Origin of the sequence: Synechococcus sp. TAK9802 (assembly GCF_014279535.1) — a bacterium.
Classification (GTDB): Bacteria; Cyanobacteriota; Cyanobacteriia; order PCC-6307; family Cyanobiaceae; genus Parasynechococcus.
The window spans coordinates 200229-226395 of sequence record NZ_CP047937.1 but is presented as its reverse complement, the minus strand read 5'-3'; the positions used below and the strand labels follow the sequence as shown (position 1 = coordinate 226395).

Genomic DNA, 26167 nt, shown 5'->3' with positions numbered 1-26167 from the left:
GAGACCATGGGCCAATCTCAGCTGCTGCCATGACTGGCCTTCCCTCTCCGGGCGATGCCCTGCTGCGCTTTGAACCCCTAACGGAGGGCGTGCTGCTGAAGCGCTACAAACGCTTCCTGGCCGATGTGGAGCTGAGCAGCGGTGAGACCGTCACCGCCCATTGCGCCAATACCGGCCCGATGACCGGAGTCTTGGTCCCTGGCCAACGGGTGCGTCTGCGCTACGCCCCCTCCCCCAAACGCAAGCTGGCCTGGACCTGGGAGCAAGCCGAGGTGCCAGGCGCCGATGGCCAACCTTGCTGGGTGGGCATCAACACGGTCCTGCCAAACCGACTGATTCGCGCCACGGTCGAAGCGGGGTGCCTGGAGGCCCAGCTCGGGGGCATTGAGGGGATCCGCGCTGAAGTGGCCTACGGCACGAACAAACGCAGCCGAATCGACCTCCTGCTGACGCCATCCGCGCAGAACCCTGATCAACGACCGATCTATTTGGAGGTGAAGAACACCACCTGGACCGACGGCAGCACGGCCCTGTTCCCCGACACGGTGACCGAACGGGGGCAAAAGCATCTGATTGAGTTGATGGGGGTGCTACCGGATGCACGGGCAGTGCTGGTGCCCTGCCTCAGCCGGCCGGACGTGACTGCCTTTGCTCCCGGCGACAGCGCCGATCCGCGCTACGGGGAACTGTTTCGCCAGGCCACCAACAGCGGCGTGGAAGTTCTACCTTGCTGTTTCAGCTTCAGCGCCGATGCGGTGCACTGGCAGGGGACACGCCTAGTCCACCTAGATTGATTTTGGTAGCAGATCGAACATAGAAAGACGAGACTGACGTGCAGCGTGGTCTGGTTCGCTTAGTTACAACTAGGCGTGTCACGCAGCTCTGCACCCTCGTTCATGACAACTGCATTCCACGCGCCACCGCAAAGGCGGCGCAAAACCCTTCAGGAGGCCAGCCTCCTGGAAGGCCCGATGCTGCTCCTGAAGAGCATCCGGGGCTTCAGTTCCAACCGCGCCATGACCTGGCTCGCCTGTGCGCCCCTTGCGCTCATGGGCCTTGGCATCTTCACTCTGTCGGCCAAAGCCGAAGAGCTTCCTGAGCTCTCCGCCGCTTTCCTGGCCAACAACCTCTGGCTTCTGGTCGCCACCATCCTGGTGATCTTCATGAATGCCGGCTTCGCCATGGTCGAAGCAGGCATGTGCCGGCAAAAAAATGCCGTCAATATCCTCGCCAAGAACCTGTTTGTGTTCGCCCTCGCGGTGACCGCCTACTGGTTCGTGGGCTACTCCTTGATGTACGGCGACTCCGTCATCGACGGCTGGCTGTATTTCGGGGGCCTCTTCTTCGATCCGACCGTCACAGCTGAGACCATCAGCGAGGCCGGCCTGGTTCCCACCGTTGATTTCCTGTTCCAGGCGGCCTTCGCCGGAACCGCTGCCACGATCGTTTCCGGTCTTGTGGCTGAGCGAATCAAGTTCGGCGAATTCGTGATCTTCGCCCTGGTGCTCACCGCAGTCATCTACCCGATTGCCGGTAGCTGGCAGTGGAACGGTGGTTGGCTCAGCGAAATGGGCTTCATCGATTTCGCTGGTTCCTCGATCGTTCACTCCGTTGGCGCCTGGGCCGGCCTCGTCGGCGCCATGCTGCTCGGACCCCGCATCGGCAAGTACGTCGACGGCAAGGTTCAGGCCATCCCTGGCCACAACATGTCCATCGCCACCCTTGGCGCCCTGATCCTCTGGATCGGCTGGTACGGCTTCAACCCCGGTTCGCAGCTGGCCATGGACCAGTGGGTTCCCTACGTGGCCGTCACCACCACCCTTGGTGCAGCCGGTGGTGCCATCGGCGCCACGGTGATCTCCACGATCACCTCCAAGAAGCCTGACCTCACCATGATCATCAACGGCATCCTGGCCGGCCTGGTGAGCGTGACTGCTGGTTGCGGCAACCTCACCCTGACTGGTTCCTGGGTGGCTGGCCTGGTGGGCGGCATCATCGTCGTCTTCTCCGTTGCCGCTCTCGATGCCGCAGGCATTGACGACCCCGTCGGCGCCTTCTCCGTGCACGGTGTGTGCGGCGTGTGGGGCACGATCGTGATCGGTCTCTGGGGCTACGACATCCAGGGCGATGGCTCCGGCCTCGGCCTTCTGGTCGGCGGCGGCATCGACCAGCTCGGCATCCAGGCTCTGGGTGCTGCTGCCTATGCCATCTGGACCGTGGTCACCTGCTTCATCGCCTGGCAGATCATCGGCTCCCTCTTCGGCGGCATCCGCGTCACCGAACAGGAAGAGTCCGAAGGTCTGGACATTGGCGAACACGGCATGGAGGCCTACGCCGGTTTCTCCACCACCAACAACTGATTCCGCTTCGGATCAGCTGCTGTTCTCAAGCCCGGCCGACTGGCCGGGCTTTTTTACTGCCTGAAGCGATGCTTCAGGCCACATAGAGTTGCCACACTCCAGCGCCCTCCATGGACACCCACGCCTTCAAGCGCTCCCTCCACCATTCCGAGCGTTACAACCGGCGAGGCTTCGGGCGCGCGGAGGAAGTGGCGGAAAGCCTTGAGCAGGCCTACCAGAGCGGCCTAATCGGCACGATCCGGGACAACGGCTATCGACTGGAGCATGGCCGGCTCAACGTCCGATTGGCGGAAGCTTTCGGCTTCTGCTGGGGTGTTGAACGGGCTGTGGCGATGGCTTACGAGACCCGCAAGCACTACCCCAGCGAGCGTCTCTGGATCACGAACGAGATCATTCACAACCCTTCCGTGAATGATCACCTGAGGGAAATGGATGTGCAGTTCATCCCTGTTGAACAGGGAGTGAAGGACTTCTCAGGTGTCACCTCCGGTGATGTGGTGATCCTGCCGGCCTTTGGTGCCACCGTTCAGGAAATGCAGCTGCTGAATGAACGGGGCTGCCACATCGTTGACACGACCTGTCCCTGGGTCTCCAAGGTTTGGAACACGGTGGAGAAACACAAGAAGCACACCTTCACCTCGATCATTCACGGCAAGGTGAAGCACGAGGAAACACTGGCCACCAGCTCATTTGCCGGCACCTATCTGGTGGTGCTCGATCTGGAGGAAGCCCAGTACGTCGCCGATTACATCCTCGGCAACGGAGACCGAGATGACTTCATTCAACGGTTTGCCAAAGCCTGCTCTCCAGGGTTCGATCCCGATCGTGACCTCGAACGTCTGGGCGTGGCCAACCAGACCACGATGCTGAAGAGCGAAACGGAAGAGATCGGACGCCTGTTCGAACGCACGATGTTGAGCAAATACGGTCCAACCCAGCTCAACGACCACTTCCTGGCCTTCAACACCATCTGCGACGCCACCCAGGAGCGTCAGGACGCCATGTTCTCCCTGGTGGATGAATCCCTGGATCTGATGGTGGTGATTGGTGGTTTCAACTCCTCCAACACCACACACCTGCAAGAGATTGCCGTCAGCCGTGGCATTCGCTCGTTCCACATCGACACGCCCGAGCGCATCGACGTCGGCAGCAATTCGATCGAGCACAAACCACTGGCAGCCGAACTCTGTTGTGAGGGCGATTTCCTGCCTGAAGGCCCCGTGCGGGTGGGAATCACCTCCGGTGCCTCAACCCCAGATCGGGCGGTGGAAGAGGTGATCGAAAAACTGATGCAATTGAGCGAAAACTGAAGCGCAGAGAGCTTTACATTGGTTCATCTTTAATCGCCCTCCGCCGGCAGCTCCCCATCCGTGACGGTCTTGTCGCCCACTGAAACCGACAATCAGCTTCACGGTGCCGACCCGCAGGTGCGCTGCTACAGCAGCCACTTCGAGGATTCGATGCAGATGCTGGCGCCCCGAGCGGTGGTAGCTCGCTACCTGGATGACCATCAGAGCTGGTTTAAACGTTGCGCCAGCCCGATGCAGGTCGAGGCCATCGATCGGCAGTCCTACAGCCTGACCCTGGGGCGGTTCGGCAACTTCGGCTTCGAGGTGGAACCCACGATTGCTCTGCGACTGCTGCCACAGCAGGAAGGGATTTATCGAATCGAAACCGTTCGAACCGTGCCGCAGTCGCTAGCCCTGCGCCATCACTACGACGTCGACTTCCGCGCGGGGATGCACCTGATCCCCCAACAGGAGCACACCTCCGTCCAGTGGGATCTGGATCTGAAGGTCTGGATCCGTCTGCCCAAGGTGATCACCATGCTCCCGGATCAGTTGGTCCAGAGCAGTGGTGATCATCTGCTCAAGCAGATTGTCCGTCAGATTTCACGACGGCTCACCTGGAAGGTCCAGGAAGATTTCCACGCCGCCCATGGTCTGAGCTGCCCACCGCGTCAGCGGGCAGCCTTCTGAAGAATCTTCAGCGGTTGGCCCAGATCTTGTTGACGATCTCCATGCCGCTGACGGCCTGCCAGAGGAACAGCGTGAGCATGCCCATGTTCAGGCCCACATGAGCCTTGCGCGCAATCACATTACCCCGCTGCATCAGGGGTGAGAGCGAGGCGGCAACGGCGATCATCCCGGTCATGGCAAGACCCACCAGCAGGTGCGGACCGACAAACAACTTGCCGTTATTCAGATAGGTGACCGCCATGCCACCCAGGGTCCCGAGGGTCATCACGGCCAGCAAGATGCTGCCCCAGAGGTAGTGCCGCTGGGCGAACTTTTTCGGCACCAGTTCTTTGCGCTGTTCGGGGGTACCGGTGCGCGTTTTCTTGGCCTTGATCCCCAGGTAGAGAGCCCAACCACCAACGGCGAGCAGGCCCCACTCCGCTAGGGGGTGAGCGAAATTGAGGCTGAAGGGGAGAGTGGCGAGCATTGAAGGGGACTCTTCAGTGCCGCGAGGCTAGGGGGCCGGCGGCCTCCACCAGCGTCAGTGCAGGAAATGGCGGCGCCCCGTGAGCTGCATCGCCAGGCCGAGCTCATCGCAGGCTTTGATCGAATCGGCATCGCGCATGCTCCCGCCGGGATGGATCACGGCGGTGATGCCGTGGCTGGCAGCCAGACGCACCGTGTCGTCAAACGGGAAGAAACCATCACTGGCCAGAACAGCCCCCTGGGCTTTGTCACCCGCAGCCTCCAGCGCAATCCGCGCTGAGCCCACACGATTCATCTGACCAGCACCCACGCCGAGGCTCTGGCCATCCTTGACCACAACGATGGCGTTGGAGCGAACGTGACGCACCAAGCGCCAGGCAAATTCCAGGTCCTGCTTTTCCTGCAGCGTGGGCGGCCGCTGGCTGGCCACGGTCCAGTCGGCTGGTGTGATCGCCTGATCATCGAGGTCCTGAACCAGGAGACCACCCAGGATGCTGCGCACGTGATCGGGGCCGGCCAGGTCAATGGCCTGCGGAGCGAGTTCCAACAGGCGCAGATTGGCTTTGGCCGCCAGCACCTCCCGTGCCTCGGGCGTGAAGCCCGGTGCCACGACGCATTCCAGAAACAGACTGGTGAGCTCACGGGCCGCCGTGGCTTCCACCACACCATTGATGGCGATGATGCCGCCGAAGGCACTCACCCGATCGGCATCCAGGGCCCGCGTCAGTGCAGCAGGAATCGAAGCTCCGATCGCCACACCGCAGGGGTTGGTGTGCTTGACGACCACGGCGGCAGGCTGCAAGGCCGGAGCGGAACCATCGGCTCCGTAGCCGAACTCCCGCACCGTGGCGAGAGCCGCCTCGAGATCCAACAGGTTGTTGGTGCTCAGCTCCTTGCCCTGCAGCTGAATGGCCCCACCCCATCCCTGTTTGGGATGGCTGAACCAACGCGCTTTCTGGTGGGGATTTTCGCCGTACCGAAGGGTCTGCCGCAGCGGCACCGCCTCCAGCCAGGGGCTGTCTTCTGCGGCGGTTTGGTCGGCCATCCAGCGGCTGATCGCCGTGTCGTACGACGCCGTGTGCTGAAACGCTTCCAGGGCCAGTTGGCGCCGCAGCTCCGAAGGCACGTTCCCGCCCGACTCCGCCATGGCGGTCAACAGACGGTCGTATTGGTCAGGACTGGTGAGAACAGCCACATCAGCATGGTTTTTGGCGGCCGCCCGAACCATGGCGGGGCCACCGATGTCGATGTTCTCGATCGCCTGATCCCAGGAGACGTCAGGTCGAGCAATCGTTTCGCGGAAGGGATAGAGGTTGACCACCACCACATCGATGGGGGCGATGTTCTGCTGCTCAAGATCAGCCTGGTGGGACGCGTCACCCCGCTTGGCAAGAATCCCGCCATGCACCCTTGGATGGAGCGTTTTCACACGACCGCCAAGAATTTCTGGAGCCCCGGTGTGCTCCGACACACGGGTCACCGGAAGGCCGGCCTGCTCGAGCACCTTGGCCGTGCCCCCACTGGAGAGCAGCTGATAGCCATGGGTCCGATGCAGGGCCTCCGCCAGGGGCACCAGCCCGGACTTATCGGAAACACTCAGCAGAGCGACAGGAGCCATCGAAGGGTCGTGACTGGGTCGTGAGCCAACCTACGCAGCAGTGATGCTCATGCCCCATGGATGGCCGACTGGTGCTGCTCCACGGCTGGGGAGCCAACGGAGAGGATCTCAAACCCCTGGGCGTTCGCCTGGCGCGAGAGTGTTCCAGGACCCTTGATGTGGTGTGCCTGGAGGCTCCTGAGCACCATCCCGACCAACCGGGAGGGCGTCAGTGGTACGGCCTGTTCCCAGCCCAGTGGGATGCCGTGCCCGCGGCCGTTGAACACCTCAAGACTCAACTTCAGAGCCTGAGCAGCTCAGGCCTTGGACTCGAACGAACGGTGGTGTTCGGCTTTTCCCAGGGGGGAGCCATGGCCCTGGAGGGCGGCTGCGCCCTGCCGATCGCAGGGCTGATCAGCTGCAGCGGCTATCCACACCCCAACTGGGCTCCGCCCCAGCAACACCCCCCCGTGTTGCTGATGCATGGTTCAGACGATCCCGTGGTGCCGTTCCAGGCCATGCAGTCGATCGCTGCGCAATTGCAGCCTGATCAATATCAGACAGTTCCATTCAAAAACGGCCACACCATCCCTGATGAGACGGTGCAGCCGATCCTGATGTTTATCGAGCGTGTTCTGGAGAACGCCTGATCAAACGAAGGCGTATTCGTACTCCTCCATTTCCTCCCAATCATCGGCGCCAAGCTCGAGCCCCTCGAAGAGCTTGTCTTCACCGATGGAATCAACAATCGTGCGCAATGAGGGGAATAGGAAATGGTTCTCTTCGGCGTATTGAGCGCTGAACAGACCTTTCTCACCCCAGAAGAAGCGGTCGGTGGTGTGCTCATTGCGGCGCACATTCAGCAACGCCGGAGGCACCAGTCCACCCTCAGCGATGTAACGACGAGCGGCCGTCACGGGCTTGTACTCACCGGTTTCGAGGTGATGGGTTGGCACATGGGCCAGGACCCGCTGACCTGCCAGGCGACGACGGCTAATGCGCTTGCGCTTCTTGGACATGGAAGGGCTCCGGTACGAAAGGAAGAACGGGGTGGATCGTCAGAACAAACAGGTGCCGTCGGCGCGAAAACGCCAGACGCAAGGGAAGCGTCGGGGCAATTGCAGACACACCACAATCACCGGCAGGACACCAACACCCAAGCGGAAACCAGCGGAGGACACTGCAACCTCTGCTGTAGCTTTGGTTGCGAAGCAATTGCAACCGTTGTGAGAGCTGGCGAGCGTCTGTTCATGGTGAACAGACGCCTCGGTCGATAAGAGGATCTTAAGACTTTTCCCAGATTTTTCAAGTCCCCGTGGCGCAGGCTTGCCCAAGCGCCTGAATTGATCGTCCGGAACTGATGCAGCTCACCGATCGATTCTTCGATTTCACCGATCAACAGCTGGCTGATCTAACCGCCAAAGAAGGCATCCAGCATCTGGGGCTGTACGTCAGTGCGCCACCCAATCAGCAAGGCCCGCCACTGCTGCTGATCCGGCAATGGTCAGCCAATGAACGATCGCTTCCCCCTGCCGACGCAGACCCGAACCTGCGCCTGCCGCACGAGAGTCGGCGCTGGTACCCCCTCCAGGATGCCGGTCTGATCCTGGGAGCCCTGCGCGCGGACCTGGATCCGCAGCGGAGCTGGACGCTGACCCTGGACCAACGGATGCGGCGCAGTGCCGCCGCCATCAGCCACGCCCTGGGGCGTGACCTGGAATGCCTGCAACTTCGCCAGGAACTCAGCCAACAAAACGAGCAGCTGCGCACCCTCGTGCATCAGCTGCGCAATCCACTGGCCGCCCTGCGCACCTACGCCCAACTGCTGCTGCGGCGGCTCGAAGCCGACAGCTCCCACCGCCCACTCGTGGAGGGAATGCTCTCGGAACAACGCCAACTCGGCCAATACATCGACGTGCTCGATGGCCTCGGGCAACGACGTCTCCCCGAACAGGACCCCCTTGGCCCCACCCTGTTGCCCCCAGGGCCTGCCGAAGGTGAGGCCACCATGCGAACCCTGCTGATGCCTCTGCTGGAGCGGGCGGAAGCGACGGCAAGCCTGCAGGGCCGACCCTGGCGGGGACCAGACCTATGGCCCCAGTGGATTGATCAACCGTCCCAGGACGGAACGATCGCGGAGATCGTCGCCAACCTCCTTGAGAACGCCTTCCGTTACAGCCCAGCGGGCTGCAGCGTGGGGCTATGCCTGTTGCCCGATGGGCTCTGCGTCTGGGACAACGGGCCGCCGATCCCCCTGGAAGAGCGCGACCTGATTTTCGAGCGGGGAGCACGGGGGTCCACCGGACAGGACCGGGCGGGCACCGGCCTTGGGCTCGCCCTTGCACGCTCCCTGGCGGAGCAGGAGGGCCGCAAGCTCACGCTCTGCGTGGAGCCGTCCACAATCGCTCAGGATCTGCCCGCTCAGGGCAATGCATTCGTCCTCAGCTGGCCGGCAGGAACAAGGCCAGACCCAACAACGTGATCATCTCGGTGAGCACAAGAGCTGCTCCATAGCTGTCACCGGTGTGCCCCCCCAATCGTTGCCCAAGGCTCTGGGCGACAAGGATCGCCACCACTCCCCCCAGGAGAAGGGGCATGGCCCCCACCCAACCGGCCAAGAAAACCACCACCAGAAGTGAGGGCAGGGCATCCCAGAGCGGCCTGCCGTGCTCGCGATGAAACGCTGCGGTTCCATCAGCGCGGAGGTAGTCGAAACGTGCCATGGCCCATAGCGGTGCCACCCGGGCCCAGAACGCCGCCAGGCAGAGCCCGAGCGGGGCCTGCCCCCCCAGCTGGATCAATGCTGCAACCTGCAGCAGCAGCACCATCACGAGAGCCAGCACACCACTGCCGCCCACCCGGCTGTCCTCCATCGCTTCGAGCCGCCGCTCCGCTGGCGCCCCAAGGCCATCCGCCGTGTCGATCAGGCCGTCGTGGTGCAAGCCACCACTGAGCTGGATGCCGAGAGCCACCACGCAAAGGGCACAAGCCGCCGGAGGCCAGGAGAGCCTGGACAGACCAATCCAGAGCAGCCCCTGCAACGCACCAATCAGCAGCCCCATCCAGGGGGCGAAGCGGGCAATGCGCTGAAACGAGGGCTGCGGCCAGGGCCATGCGGGCAGCACCGTGTAGAAGATCCAGGCTCCCGCCAGATCGGAAAGCCAGGGCGGAACGATCCTGGGAATGGCGCGAGGAATGCAATCGGCCCTCACCGTAGGGTCAATACAGGGGCGGATCAGTCGTGTTCGGCTTCGAAATCAACGCGCATTGCGCCAACACATCAGCACGGTGCGGCACCTTTGAGACCCCGCATGGGCCGGTGCACACACCACGCTTCATGCCGGTGGGAACCCTGGCCACCGTCAAGGGGATCAGCACGGAGCAGCTCGGGCGCACGGGAGCCCAGATGGTGCTCTCGAACACCTACCACCTGCACTTGCAACCGGGGGAGGAGATCGTGGCGGCGGCCGGTGGCCTGCACCGGTTCATGGGCTGGAACGGCCCGATGCTCACTGACTCCGGTGGCTTTCAGGTGTTCAGCCTGGGGGACCTGAACAAGATCGATGACCATGGGGTGGTGTTCCGAAACCCCCGCGATGGACGCACAATCGACATGACCCCGGAACATGCCACCCAGATCCAGATGGCCCTCGGGGCGGATGTGGCCATGGCCTTCGACCAGTGCCCGCCCTATCCGGCGACTGAGAACGACGTCATCGATGCCTGTCGCCGCACCCATGCCTGGCTCACGCGCTGCGTCAAAGCCCACACCCGCGAGGATCAGGCGCTGTTCGGCATCGTTCAGGGCGGCTGTTTCCCCCATCTGCGGCGGGAGAGTGCCAAGGCCGTCGCCTCCTTTGATCTGCCGGGCATTGCCGTCGGTGGCGTCAGCGTTGGTGAGCCCGCTGAGGAGATGCATCGCATCGTGCGGGATGTCACGCCCCTGCTTCCTTCAGACAAACCGCGCTACCTGATGGGCATCGGCACCCTGCGCGAGATGGCCATTGCCGTGGCCAACGGGATCGACCTGTTCGACTGCGTCTTACCGACCCGACTCGGCCGTCATGGAACCGCCCTGGTGGGCGGTGAACGTTGGAACCTGCGCAACGCCCGCTTCCGCCACGACCACACCCCCCTGGATCCGAGCTGCTCCTGCGTGGCCTGCACCGGTCACACCCGGGCCTACCTGCATCACCTGATTCGCAGCGAGGAGCTTCTGGGCCTCACCTTGTTGAGCATTCACAACATCACCCATCTGGTGCGTTTCACCTCGGCCATGGCACAAGCCATTCGCGACGGCTGTTTTTCAGAGGATTTCGCTCCCTGGGAGCCAGACTCGCCAGCCCATCACACGTGGTAGCGTCCAGCCCAACGCCTTTTTGATGCAAGGGATGGCCGCCTTCACCCTCGACCTGCTGGCACAGCTGCCCGAGGCCTATCAGGCCTTCTCTCCGCTGATCGACATTCTCCCGTTGATCCCGGTCTTCTTCCTACTGCTGGCCTTCGTTTGGCAGGCCTCTGTGGGCTTCCGCTGAAGCCTCAGCCCAACCGGATCACCTTCAAAGCAAACGCTGGCAGCGACAGCATGCGTCGCCAGCGTGATGGCTCCTGTACGAGCCGATAAAGCCATTCGAGTTGCATCCGGCACATCCAGCCGGGAGCTCGTTTTTTGATGCCGGTCCAGACGTCAAAACTGCCGCCGACACCCATCCACAGCCCAGGCTGCCCGGACGCCACGCGTTGTGACCAGGTTTCCTGGCGCGGCACCCCCAGGGCCACCAGAACGAGATCCGGCTTCAACACCTTGAGCTCAGCCTCAACACCCGGCCAGGCCTCGGGAAGTTGGTAACCGTCCACCGCGAGAGCCAGGTTGAGCCCACGGATGCGTTGCGGCAATTCCTCACGCAGTGTTGCCATCACCTCAGGTGTCGCCCCCACCAGCGCCACGCGCCAATGATGGGTTGCGGCGTACTCCAGCAAAGTCCAGGCCAGTTCGATGCCGGCAGTTTTGACAACCCGGACCTGCTGACGGCCCAGAGCCCAGACCACTCCAGCTCCATCCGGGATCACCAGATCAGCGGTTGCGATCGCCTGCCCCAGAGCGGCATCGGCCCGAGCCGACATTGTCATCTCAGCGTTGAGGGTGACGATGCGTCCGCCGCCGCGGGCATGCAAACCGAGTGCAGCTGCACAGACATCACGACAGGCATCCACCGGCACACCGAGCACCTGAAAGCGGCGACGGTCGTCGGGAGCAGTGCTGACAGAGTCCATAGCCATAGGGCTGCGTTGGAGAATTTAGGGGTGGTGATGCATGAGGGCATGGTTGTGACGACGATGGAAACCCTTCCGCAGAACAACGCCACGACCCTTCAGCGTCTGGATCAATCCATCCAACGGGTGGTTCTCGATCGGCAGGACCCGATCAGCGGCCTGCTCCCCGCCAGCACCGCTCACACCATCCATGGCAACTACGGCGATGCCTGGGTGCGGGACTGCGTCTATTCAGTGCAGTGTGTCTGGGGGCTGGCCCTGGCCCACCGCCGTCAGCAGGGGCAGAACAGCCTGCGCGCCTGGGAGCTGGAGCAGCGAGTGGTGGCCCTCATGCGCGGCCTGATGCGCTCGATGATGCGGCAGGCCGAGAAGGTGGAGCGCTTCAAGCAGAGCCTTAACCCCCTCGACGCCCTTCACGCCAAATACGACAGTTGCACCGGCGAGCCGGTGGTAGCCGACGACGCCTGGGGGCATCTCCAACTCGATGCCACCTCCCTGTTTCTGCTGCAGCTGGCGCAGTTGACCAAAGGCGACTGCGCGGTGGTGCAAAGCCGTGATGAAGTGGATTTCCTCCAAAACCTGGTGCACTACATCGCCAGGGCCTACCGCACCCCCGACTACGGGATCTGGGAACGGGGCGACAAAGGCAACCATGGTTTACCGGAGCGCAATGCCAGCTCCATCGGCATGGCCAAAGCCGCCCTGGAGGCCCTGGATGGGCTTGACCTCTACGGCCCCCATGGCGACGGCAGCTGCATCCTGCTGATTCCCCAAGGGGCCATCGTGCGCCTCCGTCGCGCCCTGCAAGGGCTCCTGCCGCGGGAATCCGCCAGCAAGGAAGCAGACAGTGCCTGCCTCTCAGTGATTGGTTATCCCGCCTGGGCCGTGGAAGATGCCGCCCTGGTGGAGCGCACCGGCCGGCGTATTCGACGCGAACTCGGCGGGGCTTATGGCTACAAACGCTTCCTCCGGGATGGTCACCAGACGGCGGTGGAAGACGTCAACCGCCTGCACTACGAACCAGAGGAGCTCGCCGCCTTTGAAGGAATCGAGTCGGAATGGCCGTTGTTTCTGGCCTTCGAACTGGTCACCGCCTGCTGCGAAGGACGCTGGGACGAGGCCCGGCGCCTGCACAGCCAGCTCAAGACCCTGGCCGTTGAACAGGACGGCGAACGTCTCTACCCCGAGCTCTATCAGGTGCCGGCCAGTGCCGTCGCTCAAGAACGGCTCAATCCAGGCAGCCAAAAGCGGGTGGCCAACACCAACCTGCCGCTGATCTGGACCCAGAGCCTGGTGTGGCTTGGGGAAATGCTGCTGGACGATCTGATCCGTCCCGAGGACATTGACCCCTGTGGACGCAGGGAGCCGCAGTCGCTCGGCGCCGACACTGTTCTTGTGGCGATGGCTGCGGAGACGGATGACGTGCGCCAGGCGCTGCTGGCTGCAGAGGTGCCGATCGACCCAACCTCAATGATTTCCGTGCAGTCGTCCGACGAGCTGAAGCAACGGTTGAAAGCCGCCGGCACCAATCCGCGGCTTGAGCTCACCGGGCGCCCCGGGCACCGGGTGGAAACCGAGGACACGGCTCGGGTCTACCGCCAGGACGGCGCCATCCGTGTGTTCACCCCGTCCGTGCTGGAAGACGTCAGCAGCTATCTGGCCGATGACCCGGAGGAGCTAGTGGAAACCGTTGTGGACGAGCTGCATCTGCTGCAACGGCACTGGCGCGGCATGGGACGTCCCCTTCTGGTGATCCCCATTCGCGACGCAGCCCTCCAGCAGCACCGCGACGTCATCCTCAAACTGGCCCGGCAACTCGGCAGCGGCGTCATTGAAAGCATCCCCGTCCGCTTGGGCTGCCTCAGTGAACTGGTGGATCAGGCGCAGGAAGTGCAGCTGCCGCCGCTCCAACAGAAACCGGTTCCATGCTCCGAGCCAGCCAAGCCGCTTCTGCGCGACGCCACCGATCTGAGGGATCTGACCGCCGCAGAGGAGCAGGAGCTGGATGACACACCGATCGAACAATTGAGCCAGCGCCTCTGGAACAGTGCGCTGCTGCATGAACAGGCGGAAGTGCTCGAGTTGCTGCAACGGCGTCTTGGCCCCCAGGGGATTCAACGCAGCCCCGAGGGCCATCCGGTGGCCCTGCGCACCCTGCTTGAGGAGGTCTATCAACGGGGCTTGCGTTGTGAGGACTGGAACGTTGTGCGGCGCTGTGCTGGCGCCATGGGAATGGTGCATCCCCAACTCGAAGATGCCCTCACCGATCTTCTCGTGCGTCAGAAACAGGTGGTGGTGGGGCGCAACTACACCGGCGACTCCCGGCTGCGTCAGCCGATGGACAGTGCCGCCATCGCCGAGCGGATTGAAACCACCAGCGGAATCGACGGCCGTGAACGCATGCTCGAACAGGAACTCCTGCTCGCCCTCGACAGCGTGGCGCGGCGGGAGCCAGCGCTGCTGAAGGGGAGCCTCACCCTTCAGCTGGGGCAGCTGATGCTGCTGCTGACATCAGAGCTGGCCGTGGAGAAAACGCTCAGTCAGGACGAAGCCTTTGAAGCCCTCTGCAGCGAAGCACCCCACGCAATTCGCAAGCGCTTGCGCGCCGTGCTCGCCGATGTGGACCATGCCAGAGCAGCCCTGCAACGCGGCGAACAGCTGCACGTGAGCGGCCGGGTGCAGTGGTCAGTGCCTGACCCGTTGGAGGAAACACCGGGGGGTGGGGACTGGCTTCAACACCGCATCCGCCTGGGTTCCTTCCAGAAAGTTCCCCGCGATTTCTACGCCGGGATCTGGTCGCTGCTGCAGCACTGCCGCGGCCTGGTGATTGGCGACAAGCTGGAGCGGCGCAATCGCCTTAACAGCAGCCTCATCCTCGAGAAGACGCCAGGGGAGCGCAATTTCGCCTCCCAGGTCGACCATTTGCTCAGTCGGATCAAGGCGCCGGAATACCGACAACTCTGCAGCGAATGCCTGCTTTCGCTGATGGCCTTTGTCGAAGCCAATCCAGAGGTGCGCTTCGAGGATGACCTGGCCCTCGACGTGGTGATCGGTCATGCCGTCAGGGTGGGCTGGCAGCAGAGCCATCCCTCTCTTCGTCCAGAGAACTACCCGCAACACAAGGCCCAGGCCTGGGGGCAGTTTTATCGGTCCTCACCCGGTGACTGCCGCCGCTGGCAGATCACGGCGTTGCGGGAACTGGCCGAAGAGCAGGGGCTGGTGTAATCCCAGTGAAAGCCCTCAGATCGGTGCGCACAGGGGCGCTCCCGTATCCGGGTGTTCGACGGCCTGCTCGATCAGGTCTGCCAGCTTGAGAGCCCGCGAGGCCTGAAGACCATCCACCGCAGGGGTCTCCCGGCCGCGAACGCACTGCAGAAAGTGCTCGAGCTCGGCATAGAGCGGTTCGATCGAGGTGGTGCTCACCTCCTCGATGAAGCCGTCATTCCGATACAGCAGCTCGCCGTGATCAGCGGAATACCACTCGTGGGCCCGGCGATGAACATGCAGGGTGTGGTTGAGGAAGTCCGTCTCCACCAGGCTCGAACGGCAATGGGCACTGAGGCTGCGAATTTTTCGGTGGCTCATCTTGCTGGCCGTGAGGCTGGCCACAACACCGTTCTCGAAACCCAACGTGGTGTTGACGTAATCGATCGGGCCTTCGGCACTGCGACCACCGGCAGCGGCGAGCCGCACCACCGGCGCCTTCGCGAGCTCCAGCACGAGGTCGATGTCATGGATCATCAGATCCAGCACCACGGAGACGTCATTGGCCCGATCGGAGTGGGGGCTGTGGCGACGCGCCTCAAGAACCACCACCTCCTCGTTGGCCACCACCTTGGTGAGCTCACGGAAGGCAGGATTGAACCGCTCGATATGGCCCACCTGCAGCAGACACCCCGCCGCTGAAGCGGCCTCGATCAGTGCAGTGGCCTCGTCCTGACTGGCCGCAATCGGCTTTTCAATCAGAACGTGCACACCCGCACGGAGGCAGGCTAGACCGACGGGATGGTGCAGCAGCGTGGGGACCGCGATGCAGACGGCCTCCACCTCCGAGAGCATGGCGTTGTAGTCGGCGAACCAGCGGCAGCCGAATTGCTCAGTGGCGAGCTTGCCGCGCTCAGCATCAGGATCCGCGACTCCCACAAGATCGGCATCCCGCAGAAGACTGAGCACCCGAGCGTGATGCCAGCCCATGTTGCCGATGCCGATCACCCCGACCTTGACTGGGACCATGGGGTCGGGAGACATCAGCGCAGGCGGTCGATTAGGGGAAGACTATCGGCCCTCAGTCGGAATCTTCCTCTGAACTGGGGAGAACAAGCCGGACCCGCTCGATCCGCGGCCCTGCCATGGCTGTGATCTCGAACTGCAGGCCGTTGAAATGCAGCCCTTCCCCCGCGGATGGAATGTGCTGGAGCCGCTCCAGCAGAAAGCCCGCCAGGGTGTGATGGTCATCGGCCTCGGGCAGATCGAGATCGAGCTGTCGATTGAGCTCGAAGATCTCGAGATCTCCGGCCACCAGCCAGGCACCGGGGCAGTCCTTCTCTTCGATCAGATCCGGTTCATCGGTCTCGGCTGGATCCTCATCACCAACGATTTCTCCGGTGAGATCAGCTGCGGTCACCAGCCCCTCGGTGCCGCCGTGTTCATCCACCACCAGCAGCAGCGGCTGACCGCTGCGGATCATCGGCAGCAGTTCCGCCAGCGTGCAGGTCTCCAGCACGGGCACCGCAGGCTGGAGATAGGGCTCGAGCAACGAATCGGCCTGGAGCTCACCCCGCGCAATCGGTTCGGCCATCTGACGCAGATCCAGCACACCGCGCACGTCATCCAACGACTGACCGATCACCGGGAAGCGGGCATGACGGGTGTGGTGCACGGCCTCCATCATTTCCGCGAAACGAACCGTGGCCGGCAGGGTGACCATCCCGGAGCGCGGCACCATCACCTCCCGCACCTGGGTGTCCCGCAGGGCGAAGACACCTTCCAGGATGTTCTTCTCATCTGGGAATAACCCCGTGACCCGTCCGGATTCCACCAGGGTTTCCAGTTCACCAGCGGAAAGGGCTGGCACCAGCACATCCCATTGGGGAGCCAGGCCAAGCAGGCGCATCAACAGGCCCGCCAGCGCCTCAAGCAGGTTGAGCAGTGGAGCCAGGCAGCGCATCACCACCTCCAGCAGCGGCACCAGGCGAAGCGCCGAAGATTCCGGACGGTTCAACACCCAGGCCTTGGGCAGCAAACCAGCCACCAGCGTGGCCAGCAGCACGATGCTGAGGAACAAGGCTGTATCGCGCCAAGCGACACCCACAGACCCATCTGACCAGAGCCGCCCCCCCAGACCACGGCCAGCCCAGCCAAGGGCCACCAGAGCGAGGGTTGCACCCAGTTGAGACACCAGCAGAGCGCGCCGCAGGCGTCGCTGAAGACGCTGGATGGAACGGGCCCCGGCCTGCTCTTCCTCGACGAGCACTTCAACGCGGCTTGGGCGTAGCCGCAGCAGGGCCACCTCTGCAGCCGCGAAGAAGGCCGGCAGAACCAGCAGAACAGCCAGCAGAAGAAGCCGCATCAACAGGGGGGAATGGGGGTCGCGAGGATCGAACTCGCCTTAGGCGAATTATGAGTTCGCTGCATTCACCAGATTGCTAGACCCCCTTAGGGAGAGTGTTACCACAGGGGAGTTACGCCGGGGAAGTGATCGTCCGAGGGCGCATCCGGCACGGCTTCGATGGTCTCGGTGGCCGCCAGGCTGCCATTGAAACCGCTCGAGATGTCCAGGGTTCGCATCGGCAACGGCGGACTCTGCTCGTCCAGCAGAGCTCCCGTCGTATTCTGAAGTGCAGACCCATCCCAGATCAGTCTCTGGTCGGGGAAGCCGAATCCCATGAACCGGTTCCCCTCGATGCCGCCAACCGCGATCCCCAGAACATCGGTCAATTGATGTAGGGGGTCCACGCCCCGGGCCATGGGTGAGGTCCAGGTGTAAAAGCGACGGTTGACTAGCTCACTGGTGGTCTCCGTGGGGTGGCACACCGTGACTTCGACGGGAGCGGAACCACTGCCGGGCGGAGGCGCCTCAACACTGGTGGTGCAGACCAACGGACCCGCCAACACCGATGGGCCGGCGAGCAGAAGCAGGCTCGAACCAAAGAACGACCGCAGCAGCACCGGATGAATCAGCTCTAAGCGCAAACTAAGGACATCTGCGAAGCGCGGCCAGCCCCATGTCTGAATCGTCGAGTGTCCCGACTGAGCGGGAGCAACTGCTGAACCGTCTGGCCACCCTGGCCTACCGACGCGGAGACTTCACCCTGGCTTCAGGCCGCAAGAGCGAGCACTACGTGAACTGCAAACCCGTGAGCCTGAGCGGTTCCGGCCTGGCGCTGATCAGCCGGGCGATGCTCACCCACGTGGAGGCCGATGCGCTGGCCGTGGCTGGGCTGACCCTCGGAGCAGACCCACTTGTGAGCGGTGTTGCCATGGCCGCCGCCGATCGAGGTCGGGAGCTGGATGCGCTGATCGTGCGCAAGGAAGCCAAAGGCCACGGCACCGGTGCCTGGCTGGAGGGTCCGCTCCCTTCCCCCGGGGCACGTATCACCGTGCTGGAAGACGTTGTCACCACAGGAGGCTCATCCCTCAAGGCAGTTCGGCAGCTGCGCGACGCCGGCTACAAGGTGGAGCGGGTCGTCACCATCGTCGACCGGGAAGAAGGGGGTGACGCTGCGATGACGGCTGAAAATCTTGAACTGATCAGCCTTTTCAAGCTGTCTGAAATCGCCGCCTTCACGCCGGCATGAGCAAGTTGTTTTGGGACGCCCAGGTTCCCTGGCTGCGCTTGAACGGCAGCGGAGCACGCCAGTTTCTTCAGGGGCAGACCAGTGCTGACCTCAACGCACTCCAATCCGGGGATCTGCTTCAGACCTGCTGGCTGACCGCAACGGGACGCTTGCGGGCCGTGCTGGAACTTCGTTTCGATGCAGAGGGGGCCGATGTGATCGTTCTGGCGGGAGAGGCCTCTGCCGTTCACTCTGGATTTGATCAGGTGATCTTTCCAGCCGATCGGGTTCGCCTCCAACCCCTGGGCCAGTTGCGCCGACTGCAGTGGCTCGAGCCCATGGCTGCAGCCGTGTGGTGCGATCCGGATGCGGCCCTTCCGGAACCCTGGACATCAGGGGAAGCAGCCACCGCGACGGCTCTGGAGCAATGGCGGCTTCAAAGCGGATTCCCCCCGGGCCCCGGTGAACTCAATGGCGAGACCAACCCCCTGGAGCTTGGGCTCATCGCTCAGGTCAGCACAGAGAAAGGCTGCTACCTCGGCCAGGAGACCATGGCCAAACTCATCGGCCAGGCAGGAGTGAAGCAACAGTTGCGCTGTTGGAGCTGCCCCAGTCCACTTGCGGCCGCCGCCAAGCTCACGCTGGATGGCGAGCGAGCCGGGGTGATCACCAGTGCGCTCGAACACGATGGCACTTGGCTTGGGCTGGCCCTGGTGCGCCGCCAGTGCCTGGCCAGTCCAACGCTGGAAGGTCCCAACGGAGAACAGCTCCAGATCCGTCAACCTGAGGCGTTTCAGGATCCCGACGCCTGATCCTGTTCAAGCAACCAGTCGGCTACGGCCCAGGTGGCCAGACAGTCGTCGCGGTTGTAATCGAAGATCCAGCGCAGCCCGTGCCTGGTGCCGCGTCGATCGGGCCCCTCCCCCTGCCACTGCCGCCACCAGAGCAGGGCCCTGGCCCCATCCACACCGGCCTGACTCCATTGGAACCCCTGCCAAACAGCCACGGCCTTGAGGCCATAACTGGCCAGGGGCAGGCGCCAGTGATGTCTGACCCGGGCATGCACATCCACCAACCGCTGACGAAGCTGCAGCACCTCGGCCTCGGCAGCACCCTGCCGCTCAGCCATACGCCTTAAGGCCAGGCTTTCTGTCTCCCCGTAGTGGAGGATCGGCCAACCCCGATAGCGATTCAGCAACCGTTGCAAACGGAGCCAGCAACGGGCTTCACCATGCTCCGCCAGAGCCAGGATCGGGTGATACGCCACGGATGCCAGATCCCAGTTTCCGCTTTTGGTTCTGGGCAACACCAGAAAACCGTGAAGGAAGTCGTGACGGGCGTCGGGATCGGATTCGATGTCGTAGAGCAGCACACCAGGACAGTCCTGAAGTTCCGGCAGTGCCGCTGAGGCATCCAAACGCTCCACCCGTCCATCCCGCTGCGCCCGGGCCTGAGCCACCAGGGATGCGGCCACCTCACCATGCTGATCCCCAAAACGGTGCAGCTGCTCGGCGAGCTGCAACGGATCAGCCGCGGCCAGATCGGACAAGCCGCGAATCCCAAGCTCCAGCAACATCTCGCGCCGCTTGGCGCCGATGCCGCTGACCTCGCTCAGATGCCCTTCCTCCGCCGCCACGGCATTGCAGGCGACACGCCAGCTGCAAAGTGAGCACTTGCGCCGGTCAGCGGCCAGCGGAGGAGGAACCGGGCGCTCGAGGTCAGAGCGCAATTTGCGCAGCCCCTCGGACAGCTGTCGGCGCAGACCACTGGAGAGATGCAGCCGCTCCTGTTCCAGGCGCCGGCCACCACCGCCGAGCACCAGCATCGACGGAACGTCCCCCTGCTGATGCTGCGCAAGCAACAGGGCCATCAGCGCCAGCGGCAGCTGATGTTCCCGGGTGGTGCGGCGGCCCTGACGGGCCAGCACCGGTTGATAGGCGAAGTCACCCCAGCGGCTCTTCCCCTTGACCCGCCGCAGCAGTGGAGGGTGTGCCTCCAACGACTCACCGGATGGGCCAAGCCCCTTCAGGCGCAGACCCACCACGGCCTCGGCTCCGGCAGCACAGGCAGCGATGCCATGGCCAGGCTTGCGGGGGAGCAAGGCCACAAAACAGCGTTGCTGGTCGTCCAGCAGGAGATTGCGATGGGCCGTCCAACGCCGCTCGGCAGGATTCCCGTGGCGATCGAGCCAGGCCTTGCGACGGCAACGCAGCCAACTGCGCAGCAACCGGTCGGTGAGAGCGTTGTCGGCAGCCGGGGTGTCACCCATCCGCCGACCCTACGGCTGCCAGCTGCTAGATCCACTGAAGTGCAGGCTGTGCCATGGCATCGGCTCCCCTCCCTCTGAGTCCAGCTCCGATCAAGTTCGGCACCGATGGCTGGCGCGGGATCACCGGCGTCGACATCACGGTTGAGCGGTTGTTGCCCGTTGCTGCTGCCGCGGCTCAGGAGCTCGCCCATCGCGCCCCCGAAGGTCTCAACAGCCGAACGGTGGTGATCGGTTACGACCGGCGCTTTCTGGCTCCAGAACTGGCGGAAGCCATCGCAGCCGCTGTGCGTGGTTGTGAACTGGAACCCCTGCTCACCGACACCGCTGTGCCCACGCCGGCCTGCAGCTGGGCCGTGGTGGAGCGCAAAGCCCTGGGAGCGTTGGTTATCACCGCCAGTCACAACCCACCGGAATGGCTGGGGCTGAAGATCAAAGGACCCTTTGGTGGATCGGTCGAGGGAGACTTCACGGCCGCAGTCGAACGACGTCTTGCCGCCGGCGGCATCACGGCACCGATCAAGGCGGAGGTCCCCCGGTTTGATGGGCGCGGCGAGCATCTGGAAGGGCTGCGCCGCAAGTTGGACCTGAAGGCCCTGGTTGATGGCCTCAAGGCCATCAACCTCAAGGTGATCGTCGATCCGATGCACGGCTCAGCCGCCGGATGTGTGACGGAACTGCTCGGCCCTGAAGCCGCTGGCGTTGTGGAAGAGATCCGCAGCGACCGTGATCCCTTGTTTGGCGGTCATCCACCGGAACCCCTGGCGCCCTACCTCGGGGCGTTGATCGCGGCCGTGAAAGCCTCAACGGCCGCCGGAACTCCTGCGGTGGGATTGGTGTTCGACGGCGATGGTGACCGCATCGCTGCCGTGGATGAAACCGGCCGGTTCTGCAGCACCCAGCTGCTGATGCCCCTGTTGATCGATCACCTGGCCCGAGCCCGCCAGCTGCCGGGCGCCGTGGTCAAAACCGTGAGCGGCTCGGATCTAATGCGGCTGGTGGCGGAGGCCCAGGGACGCAACGTTTTGGAGCTCGCGGTGGGCTTCAAGTACATCGCCGCAGAGATGCTGGCCGGGGATGTGCTGATCGGCGGAGAGGAATCCGGTGGTGTGGGCTTCGGCATGCACCTGCCCGAGCGGGACGCCCTGTTCGCGGCGATGCTGGTGCTGGAAGCCCTGGTGGAAGGGAAGCAACCCCTGGGTGCGCGTCTGGATGCACTCCAGCAACAGCATGGAGGCAGCAGTCACTACGACCGACTCGACCTGCGCCTGGCCGACATGGAGGCACGCCGACGGCTCGAGACGCTGCTGTACCAGAGCACGCCCTCGAGCGTCGCCGGCGCAGACGTGCTGGAGGTGATCAGCACCGACGGAATCAAGCTGAGGATGGGGCCGAACCACTGGCTGATGCTGCGCTTCTCCGGCACGGAACCGCTGCTGCGGCTCTACTGCGAAGGGCCGGATGCCGAGCGGGTGAACGAGGTTCTCGCTTGGGCCCGACAGTTTGCGGAGGCCGCATGAAGACCCTTGTGATCGCCAGCGGCAACGCCGGCAAGATTCGTGAATTCCAGGGTCTGCTGCAGGCCCTGCCAGTCAGCGTGCAACCCCAGCCAGAAGGCTTGGAGGTGGAGGAGACGGGCACCACCTTTGCCGCCAATGCCCGGCTCAAGGCTCAAGCGGTTGCCGCCGCCACAGGGGAATGGGCCCTGGCCGACGATTCAGGCCTCAGCGTTGATGCGCTTGATGGCGCTCCGGGTGTTCATTCCTCCCGCTATGCCCCCACCGACCCGGAACGCATTGCCCGGCTGCTGAAGGCCCTGAACGGCTCAGACCAACGCCAGGCCTATTTCTGCGCCGCGCTCTGTGTCGCCGCCCCAGACGGCACGATCCTGCTGGAGGTGGAAGGCCGCTGCGACGGCTTGATCACGGCCACACCCCGGGGAGATCAGGGGTTCGGCTACGACCCGATTTTCGAAGTTGCTGGAACCGGCCGCACCTTCGCCGAGATGCCGTTGGCGGAGAAAAAGCAGCACGGCCACCGCGGCAAAGCCTTCAGCCTCCTGGAACCCAAGTTGCGCCAGTTGCTCGAAGCAAGCTGAAGAAGAACCTGGGATACAAAGGCTCTCGTGGCATGGTCTGTACGGTGAGGCCTGCCGCTGACGAGGTCCATGGCCATCGCCATGACCACGGGTTACAGCGCGCAGACCGAGGGCGCTCTTCTGTGCATCGAAGCCGCCTCGGACTGGGCCCTGACTTGTGTGAATCAACTGGCTGTCGCTGACAGCCATGTCCTGATCGATTACGGAGCTGCCGATGGTGGAACCGCCGTTGGGCTCTGGAACCAGGTGCTGGATCGCCTGCATGCCAACCAGCCGAAGGCCCACCTGACGTTGATCGGCAACGACCTGCCGAGCAACGACAACATTGCTCTGGCCAACAACCTGGCCCTGCAGATCCCCCGGGATCCGAAACCAACGGTGCTGGTGAGTGCCCGCAGCTTCTACGAGCCCTCCGTGGCGCCGAACTCGGTGAGCTTCGGTTTTTCCGCCACGGCCATGCACTGGCTGAGCGCCTCCCCCGGCCCCCTGAACAGCCACACCCATGTGCTGGCGTCCGGTGATGCCGAGGCACTTCAGCGCTTCACCGCCCAGGCGATGAAGGACTGGAACCACATCCTCGAGCTGCGCAGCCGCGAACTGAAAGTGGGCGGGCGCCTGCTGACGGTGAACCTCTCCCGTGATGAAGCAGGGCTCTATCTCGGCCACAACGGCGGCGAAACCCGCAACGTGCACGACCAGCTGCACCAGATCTGGCGGGGCATGGCCGAGGAAGGCCTGATCAACCAGGAGCAGTACCAACAAGGCACGGTTCTGAACTTCTACAAATCCCCCGAGGAGTTCATGGCTCCGCTGAAGGACGAGAGCAGCGCCGCCTACCGCAACGGCCTGCGGCTTGTGGACGAGCGCACCGTTTACGTGAAGTGCCCTTACCGATGCCGCTGGAACGAGAACGGTGACACGGCGACTTTCGCCGCCGGATTGATGGCGACGATCCGCAGCTGGAGCCGCCACAGCTTCGCCAGTGCTGCCGGCGACACCGCAGCAGACACGGTGTTCGAGCGGCTGCAGCAGCGCATCGCCGAAGCCCCCAGCGAATGGAGCCTCGACTACGTCGAACACCACCAGATGATGGAGAAGGTGGCCTGATGAGCAGCGGCAAGAAAACAGCGCCGACCGTGTCGGTGCTGGCGGAACACGTCTCCGATCACCTCTCGGTGTTCGTGGTGGCGGAAGACACCGATGCCAAGCGCCCCGCCAACGGAGGCCTGCGGGTGCTCAATTACCCGAGCGATGAGGCCTGCATCGCAGACGGCCAGCGACTGGCGGGGTTGATGACCCACAAGCACGATCTTTACGGCACCGGTTTCGCCGGGGGCAAGATCGTTGCCCGGGCCGCTGAGCCCGATGCCGTCAAGGATGAGCTGATCAGCGTCACCGCTGAGCTGCTGGAGTCGCTTGACGGCGCGATGATCACCGGCTGCGATCTCAACACCAGCCTGGAAGACATGGAGCGTCTGACGGCGCTCACCCCCCCATGTGCTGGCGGCGGTCGGCAGCCCTGTGGACGCCAGTGCCGCCACAGCCCACGGCACCCTCGGTGCTGTGGAGGCCGTTCTGGACAAGGACCTCAACGACGCCCGCCCCGGCCGGGCCCTCGTGCACGGCTGCGGTGCCGTTGGTGGCACCGTTGCCCGCCATCTCGTCGAGCACGGTTGGACCGTTTTCACCGTGGATCTGGACCGCGAGAAAGCCAGTTTTCCCGGCGCAACGCCGCTGCCGGAGAGCTGCGCCTGGTGGGAACTGAACCTCGACCTGCTGCTGCCCTGCTCAATCTCCGGGTTGATCAACGCCGAAATGGCGACGGCGCTGAAAACCCCCGCCGTGGTGCCTGCCGCCAATGCCCCCTTCCAGCAACCCCAATTGGCGGATGACCTGCGTCGCCGCGGTGTGCGGGTGCTGCCAGACCCCCTGGTGAATGCAGGAGCTGTGATCGCCGACTCAATCGAGCGGTTCTCCCCCGACGCCTGGAAAGACGCTGGTGCCAAGGACGTCTATGCCTTCGTTCGCGATGAGGTGCGCCGACGGGCCAGCGAGTATCTGAATCAGCGCGAACAGGGCCTGTCGGTGGGTGCAGCCCTTGAGGAGGTGGCTGCAACACCCTCCACCGAGCCCATCGGCCTCAGCTTTGGAGAAAGCGAATGAGCAGACCAACGTCCCTGCCCAGCCGGGCAGCCGTCGTAATCGTGGGCGGCGGCATGGCCGGCCTCAGCTGCGCTGCATCCCTGGCCCGCCGCGGCGTGCGCGATGTGGTGCTGCTGGAAGCTCAGACCCTGGCCCACGCCAAAGCCAGCAGCTATGGCGAAACCCGGATGTTCAGGGAGATGTATTCCGACCCGATGCTCTGCCGTCTCGCCCAGGAGGCCAACCGCCTCTGGCGCGAGGAAGAAAACCACGCCGGTCAGCAACTGCGGGAGACCCACGGCCTGCTCTTTTACGGCGAAAGCTGGGATGAAGAAACGATCGAGGGGTCGATCCCCGGGGCCCGACGGGTCATGGACGATCAGGGCATCCCCTATGAGGCCCTCAACGCCGACCAGATCGCGGCCCGTTTCCCGCTGAAGCCGAAGCCGGGCTTCACCGGACTGTTCGAGCCCACCGCCGGCGCCGTGCGCAGCGACAGGGTCGTGGCCCACTGGATCAACACCGCCCGCAAGGCCGGCCATCAGCTGATCGAGTACTGCCCCGTGGCGGGCCTCGATGCCGATGGCGGTGGCGTCACCCTGGAGAGCGGCGAACACATCGCCGCCGGACAGCTGGTGGTGGCCTGTGGGATCTGGAGCCAGCTGTTGCTGGCCCCTCTTGGCCTCTCACCCAAACTGGAGGTGTGGCCGATGCTCTGGGCCCACTACACGGTCGACCCGGCACTGGCCGATCGCTACCCCCAGTGGTTCTGCTTCCAGCAGGAACGCGGCGATGACGGTGGCCTCTACTACGGATTCCCCGTCCTCAGCCAAACGGCGGATGGCCGCCCCCGGATCAAGGCGGGCATCGACTGGGCTCCGAAGGAGCTGCGCGTCGCCGAACCCAACGCCATGGTGACCGAACCACCCGCTCGCCTGGTGGAGCTGCTCGACACCTTCCTGTTCAACGAACTGGAGGGTGTGCAGGAGCGGGTGGAGACCGTGATCAGCCCTTACTCCATGGCCAGCGACGTGAACTTCGTGCTGGACCGGCTCACCCCGAAGCTGAGCCTGTTCGCAGGAGGCTCCGGCCAGGCCTTCAAGTTCGCCCCCCTGATCGGTGATTCCCTGGCACGCCTCGCCAGTGAAGAACAACCAGCGGTGGATCTCTCCTGCTGGAGCCACCAACGCGCCGCCGTCCGCGCCTGACC

24 protein-coding genes, 1 tRNA gene and 1 pseudogene are annotated in these 26167 nt (G+C 63.8%); 16 read left to right on the top strand and 10 right to left on the bottom strand.

Translation table 11 applies throughout. The features are described 5' to 3' along the window. Nucleotides 1-29 precede the first annotated feature (29 nt). From sfsA to SynTAK9802_RS01145, 4 genes are all read left to right on the top strand, one after another. Nucleotides 30-794 carry a DNA/RNA nuclease SfsA gene (gene sfsA / locus SynTAK9802_RS01160; protein ID WP_186496896.1) on the top strand — a complete coding sequence of 255 codons (765 nt, stop codon included), beginning with the start codon at nt 30-32 and terminating at the stop codon, nt 792-794. Nucleotides 795-896: 102 nt separating this feature from the next. Continuing rightward, a complete protein-coding gene (locus SynTAK9802_RS01155) occupies nt 897-2360 on the top strand; it encodes an ammonium transporter (RefSeq protein ID WP_186496895.1) in 1464 nt (487 codons plus the stop codon). Nucleotides 2361-2470: 110 nt separating this feature from the next. Continuing rightward, complete coding sequence (locus SynTAK9802_RS01150; RefSeq protein WP_186496894.1) at nt 2471-3670, top strand: 4-hydroxy-3-methylbut-2-enyl diphosphate reductase; 1200 nt, start codon at nt 2471-2473, stop codon at nt 3668-3670. A 60-nt stretch (nt 3671-3730) separates the two neighbouring features. Further along, nucleotides 3731-4339, top strand: coding sequence for a DUF1997 domain-containing protein (locus SynTAK9802_RS01145; RefSeq protein ID WP_186496893.1), 609 nt, complete (start codon nt 3731-3733; stop codon nt 4337-4339). 7 nt (nt 4340-4346) lie between these two features. Here SynTAK9802_RS01145 and SynTAK9802_RS01140 read toward each other — a convergent pair whose 3' ends face one another. Further along, the gene (locus SynTAK9802_RS01140) at nt 4347-4805 is read right to left on the bottom strand and encodes a DUF4079 domain-containing protein (protein ID WP_011363274.1); all 459 of its coding nucleotides are present in this window, start codon (nt 4803-4805) and stop codon (nt 4347-4349) included. 54 nt (nt 4806-4859) lie between these two features. Next, nucleotides 4860-6422 (bottom strand): bifunctional phosphoribosylaminoimidazolecarboxamide formyltransferase/IMP cyclohydrolase, encoded by a 1563-nt coding sequence (purH, locus tag SynTAK9802_RS01135; protein WP_186496891.1) that lies wholly within the window; start codon nt 6420-6422, stop codon nt 4860-4862. A gap of 56 nt (nt 6423-6478) precedes the next feature. Between purH and SynTAK9802_RS01130 the strand changes: the two genes are divergently transcribed. Next, complete coding sequence (locus SynTAK9802_RS01130; protein WP_186496889.1) at nt 6479-7051, top strand: alpha/beta hydrolase; 573 nt, start codon at nt 6479-6481, stop codon at nt 7049-7051. Here the strand turns inward: SynTAK9802_RS01130 and SynTAK9802_RS01125 are convergent, their stop codons facing one another. Beyond that, nucleotides 7052-7420, bottom strand: a complete 369-nt coding sequence (locus tag SynTAK9802_RS01125; protein ID WP_011363271.1) for a DUF3155 domain-containing protein — start codon at nt 7418-7420, stop codon at nt 7052-7054. It lies immediately after the preceding gene. A gap of 341 nt (nt 7421-7761) precedes the next feature. Between SynTAK9802_RS01125 and SynTAK9802_RS01120 the strand changes: the two genes are divergently transcribed. Continuing rightward, nucleotides 7762-8883 carry a sensor histidine kinase KdpD gene (locus SynTAK9802_RS01120; protein WP_186496887.1) on the top strand — a complete coding sequence of 374 codons (1122 nt, stop codon included), beginning with the start codon at nt 7762-7764 and terminating at the stop codon, nt 8881-8883. Here SynTAK9802_RS01120 and cobS read toward each other — a convergent pair. Further along, nucleotides 8843-9613, bottom strand: coding sequence for an adenosylcobinamide-GDP ribazoletransferase (gene cobS / locus SynTAK9802_RS01115; protein WP_186496885.1), 771 nt, complete (start codon nt 9611-9613; stop codon nt 8843-8845). The genes SynTAK9802_RS01120 and cobS overlap by 41 nt on opposite strands. Before the next feature lie 29 nt (nt 9614-9642). Here cobS and tgt point away from each other — a divergent pair, with 29 nt between their 5' ends. After that, complete coding sequence (tgt, locus tag SynTAK9802_RS01110) at nt 9643-10761, top strand: tRNA guanosine(34) transglycosylase Tgt (RefSeq protein ID WP_186496882.1); 1119 nt, start codon at nt 9643-9645, stop codon at nt 10759-10761. Between the two features lie 31 nt (nt 10762-10792). Next, nucleotides 10793-10936: a photosystem II reaction center protein K gene (locus SynTAK9802_RS01105; RefSeq protein ID WP_025362038.1), complete on the top strand. Its 144-nt coding sequence runs from the start codon at nt 10793-10795 to the stop codon at nt 10934-10936. Between the two features lie 4 nt (nt 10937-10940). On the opposite strand, the gene SynTAK9802_RS01100 is transcribed toward SynTAK9802_RS01105, so the two are convergent. After that, the gene (locus tag SynTAK9802_RS01100) at nt 10941-11675 is read right to left on the bottom strand and encodes a WecB/TagA/CpsF family glycosyltransferase (protein WP_186497925.1); all 735 of its coding nucleotides are present in this window, start codon (nt 11673-11675) and stop codon (nt 10941-10943) included. A gap of 63 nt (nt 11676-11738) precedes the next feature. Here SynTAK9802_RS01100 and SynTAK9802_RS01095 point away from each other — a divergent pair, with 63 nt between their 5' ends. Next, nucleotides 11739-14900, top strand: a complete 3162-nt coding sequence (locus SynTAK9802_RS01095) for a glycoside hydrolase family 15 protein (RefSeq protein ID WP_255487796.1) — start codon at nt 11739-11741, stop codon at nt 14898-14900. Nucleotides 14901-14915: 15 nt separating this feature from the next. On the opposite strand, the gene SynTAK9802_RS01090 is transcribed toward SynTAK9802_RS01095, so the two are convergent. From SynTAK9802_RS01090 to SynTAK9802_RS01075, 4 genes are all read right to left on the bottom strand, one after another. Next, on the bottom strand, nt 14916-15923 hold the full coding sequence (locus SynTAK9802_RS01090; protein WP_186496878.1) for a Gfo/Idh/MocA family protein: 1008 nt from the start codon (nt 15921-15923) through the stop codon (nt 14916-14918). A 37-nt stretch (nt 15924-15960) separates the two neighbouring features. After that, complete coding sequence (locus SynTAK9802_RS01085) at nt 15961-17244, bottom strand: hemolysin family protein (protein ID WP_115081543.1); 1284 nt, start codon at nt 17242-17244, stop codon at nt 15961-15963. 13 nt (nt 17245-17257) lie between these two features. Beyond that, nucleotides 17258-17330: transfer RNA gene (locus tag SynTAK9802_RS01080), tRNA-Ile, on the bottom strand. 12 nt (nt 17331-17342) lie between these two features. After that, the gene (locus SynTAK9802_RS01075; RefSeq protein ID WP_255487795.1) at nt 17343-17843 is read right to left on the bottom strand and encodes a hypothetical protein; all 501 of its coding nucleotides are present in this window, start codon (nt 17841-17843) and stop codon (nt 17343-17345) included. 56 nt (nt 17844-17899) lie between these two features. Here SynTAK9802_RS01075 and pyrE point away from each other — a divergent pair, with 56 nt between their 5' ends. Beyond that, nucleotides 17900-18472, top strand: coding sequence for an orotate phosphoribosyltransferase (gene pyrE, locus SynTAK9802_RS01070; RefSeq protein WP_186496874.1), 573 nt, complete (start codon nt 17900-17902; stop codon nt 18470-18472). Continuing rightward, a complete protein-coding gene (locus SynTAK9802_RS01065) occupies nt 18469-19263 on the top strand; it encodes a glycine cleavage T-protein (RefSeq protein ID WP_186496872.1) in 795 nt (264 codons plus the stop codon). Before pyrE ends, SynTAK9802_RS01065 begins: the two co-directional genes overlap by 4 nt. Here the strand turns inward: SynTAK9802_RS01065 and SynTAK9802_RS01060 are convergent. Then, a complete protein-coding gene (locus tag SynTAK9802_RS01060) occupies nt 19245-20720 on the bottom strand; it encodes a TM0106 family RecB-like putative nuclease (protein WP_186496871.1) in 1476 nt (491 codons plus the stop codon). The two genes, SynTAK9802_RS01065 and SynTAK9802_RS01060, sit on opposite strands and share 19 nt — an antisense overlap. Nucleotides 20721-20773: 53 nt before the next feature. On the opposite strand from SynTAK9802_RS01060, the gene SynTAK9802_RS01055 reads away from it, so the two are divergent. From SynTAK9802_RS01055 to SynTAK9802_RS01035, 5 genes and pseudogenes are all read left to right on the top strand, one after another. Continuing rightward, nucleotides 20774-22237 carry a phosphoglucomutase/phosphomannomutase family protein gene (locus tag SynTAK9802_RS01055; protein WP_186496870.1) on the top strand — a complete coding sequence of 488 codons (1464 nt, stop codon included), beginning with the start codon at nt 20774-20776 and terminating at the stop codon, nt 22235-22237. Beyond that, nucleotides 22234-22815, top strand: coding sequence for an RdgB/HAM1 family non-canonical purine NTP pyrophosphatase (rdgB, locus tag SynTAK9802_RS01050; protein ID WP_186496869.1), 582 nt, complete (start codon nt 22234-22236; stop codon nt 22813-22815). Before SynTAK9802_RS01055 ends, rdgB begins: the two co-directional genes overlap by 4 nt. A gap of 69 nt (nt 22816-22884) precedes the next feature. After that, complete coding sequence (locus SynTAK9802_RS01045) at nt 22885-23922, top strand: SAM-dependent methyltransferase (protein ID WP_186496868.1); 1038 nt, start codon at nt 22885-22887, stop codon at nt 23920-23922. After that, nucleotides 23922-24978 (top strand): annotated as a pseudogene (locus SynTAK9802_RS01040) (Glu/Leu/Phe/Val dehydrogenase dimerization domain-containing protein). Before SynTAK9802_RS01045 ends, SynTAK9802_RS01040 begins: the two are co-directional and overlap by 1 nt. After that, nucleotides 24975-26165, top strand: a complete 1191-nt coding sequence (locus SynTAK9802_RS01035) for an FAD-dependent oxidoreductase (protein WP_186496867.1) — start codon at nt 24975-24977, stop codon at nt 26163-26165. Before SynTAK9802_RS01040 ends, SynTAK9802_RS01035 begins: the two are co-directional and overlap by 4 nt. Nucleotides 26166-26167 lie beyond the last annotated feature (2 nt).